The sequence below is a fragment of the Pseudomonas sp. P5_A12 genome, assembly GCF_056400685.1.
In genome coordinates, this window is the sequence record NZ_JBFUKU010000470.1 from 1 (window position 1) to 2,725 (window position 2,725).

General features: G+C 61.2%; 1 protein-coding gene. It reads right to left on the reverse strand.

Annotation, left to right across the window (positions count from 1 at the left end; all coding sequences use genetic code 11):
• Nucleotides 1–2,725, reverse strand: a 2,725-nt coding sequence (locus AC1DSG_RS30015; RefSeq protein ID WP_477794113.1) for a DUF6531 domain-containing protein, incomplete at both ends; no start/stop codon positions are given.

Consider the following 2,725-nt stretch of genomic DNA (forward strand, 5'->3'; position numbering starts at 1 on the left):
CGTGCCCCAGCCCTGATGTTCGGTGATCAGGCGGTCCTGGATGTTCGGTGATCAGGCGGTCCTGTTGGTCGTACTCGAATTCGAGCGGATGGTCATGGCCGTCGTCGACGCCAATCAGGCGGCCGAGGCTGTCGTAGCGGTAGTTGACCTGGATGCCGTCGGGCAAAGTCTTGACCAGCAACCGCCCCGCCGCGTCCCGCTCGTAAGCGGTGATCAGCTGCGAGCCGTCAGCGCCGAACTCGATTTTTTCCAGCAGTTGGCCGTTGAGGTCGTAGGCGTACGCCGTACGTTGGCCGTCGAAACCGGTTTCCTGTCGGATCAAGCCGCCGGGAGTGTAGTCCAGTCGATATTTCTCGCCGGATTCGTTTTCGATTTCCGTGAGCAACAGCTGCGCGTTGTCGTAGCGGTATTGCAGCTGGGTGCCATCGGCATTGAGTCGGCGGCTGAYCAGGTGCAGATCGTCGACGTATTCGTAGCGCGTGATGCGGCCGAGTTCGTCGCGCTCGGCSGTGATTTTTCCGTAAGCGTTGTAGCTGTAGGCGCGGCTCGCCCCAGTGGGAAGGATCGTCTGGATCAGTCGGCCAAYGGCATCCCATTGCGACTTCGTGACCGCACCGTGTTCGTCCTGGCGGGTAATCTGCCGCCCCAATGCGTCGTAGGAAAAGCGCCGCTGCCCACCGTCCGGCAGCGTTTCCTCAACCAGCTGCCCCAAACCGTTCCAGACGAACACATGGCGGCTGTTGTCCGGGTAGCGGATCGACAGCAGCTGACCTTTGTCGTCGTAGTAGTAATGGGTGATCTGGCCATCGGGATCGATGGCTTCGGTGACATCCCCCTGCACGTTGCGCTGCCAGGTCCACACCGCTTTACCGCGATAACGGGCGTGCAGGAAACCGTTGCGATACTCGTAGGCCGTTGGCTCGTCTTCGGGCGGAATCAGCGCGACAAGGCGACCGACTTCGTCGTAGCGATATTCGGTGACGGCGCCGAGCGGATCCTGCTCGGCAATCAGCCGACCGTCTTCGTCGTACGCCTTGAGCTGCTCGCCGCCATCCAGCTCGACCTTGCGCACCAGCCGCGCCTGCTCGTCGTGGACGTAAACCTCTTCGCTGCCGTCGAGGTTGTGCACGGTGACGCTGCCCGCGTCGTCCCAGACATAACGCGCATCCATCTGCGCAAACGACGCCCAGTGGCGGATGCAGCGCGCCGCCTTGCCGGACCGTTGCCACTCCCAGAAGAAACTCGCCCCACCGGCCAGTTGTCGCTGGAGGATGACGTGCTGGTCGTCGTAGTCGTAGCGCTCGCTTTCGCCGGCGGCATTGCTCGCTTCGATGAGTTGCGCGCGTTCGTCGTAGGCGTAACTGACCAGGGTTTGCTCAGTCCTCCAGCACTCTTCGAGGGTCGACGCCGGGACAAATACTTGATAGTCRACGGCGACCAAATGGCTGCGTTCATAGCGCAAACACAAGGCGCGGCCAGCGCCGTTGTCGAGGCGCTGGATGCGGTCTTGGCGGTCACGGCTGATGCGCAGGCGGTTGTCGTAAGCGTCGCTGATCGCCGTCAGTCGACCGTTGTGGAAGTGATAAAAGCGCGTGTCGTCGCCGGCCTGGGCGAGGATCAGTTCTTCGGGTTCAGCCCCGAGGTAAATCGCCGCGCGKGACAGGCTGTTGTGGATCGYCGGGCGTTCGGCGGACGGCAGCGGGAACGTGGTGCGRCGGTTTTCGTGGTCGATCCAGATGACCGTATCGCCGTCGATTTCCAGTCGATGGGATAAGGAATGGCTCCAGCCAAACCCGAGGCCGCAGTCAATTTCGGCAGCGCTGGTGCGATAGAGCCGGGTGAAGTCGAACGGCAGGACGCCGTCGAGCGAACCGTCGGTGAGGGTCAGCAGTTCTTCGCCGGTGACCATCGACACCGGGCATTTGTTGGTCGCGGTTTTAGCCGCTGAATCGGCGCTGTCGCCGTTGGGGTTTTTCGCCTGTTCCGGGACGTTGTCGTGGTGTTCGTTTTGCTTGAGCGTGGTGTTGCGTTTGGCATCCCAGCGCAGTTGCATGCGGCCTTTCTTTATGCCCGCAGCAACACCGCGTGCGGCGACCGTTTTGTAACGGTCGACGTAGGAAATGAAGCTATTGATGATTGTGAAGATCGCTTTGACGAAACCCAGCACCGCGTCGATGATCCGCGCACCGTAGTTCGCAAGGCGCATCCCCAGATAGGCAAYGCCCGCCCCCGCACCGGCGAAGGTCAGGACAATCCCGATCAGAATRTCGATGAGCAGCTGCACCACCGCCGTTGAAACCGCTTCGGCGGTTTTGCCGGCAATTTCGCTGGGTGGCAGCATCTCCAACCAAAGGCTGGCAGTGCGCAGCAGTAAACAGAGCGCCGCTTCGTCACTGACCAGCAGCTGGACTTTTGCCATCGTGGCCGGAAATTTTTCTGCCAGCTCGGCCAATTGGCCGGCACCACTGCCCAACCGTTCAGCGAACTTGCCGGGATCCTTGAGAATGTCCGAGAGCAGGCTGATGCTGTCCCATACACCCACAATCGCCTTCCAACTGCCCGCGAGCATGCCGTTACCGGCAGCCGCAAAGGTCGACTGCGACCACCGCGGTTTAAACCCGGCCCACTCACTGCGCAGCCAGTCGTCCAGCTCTTTGGTCAGGCCGTCGTAGGACGAGAAAAGATCATCAATTTGAGTCGGCGTGACTTCGCTCTGAACATGAAC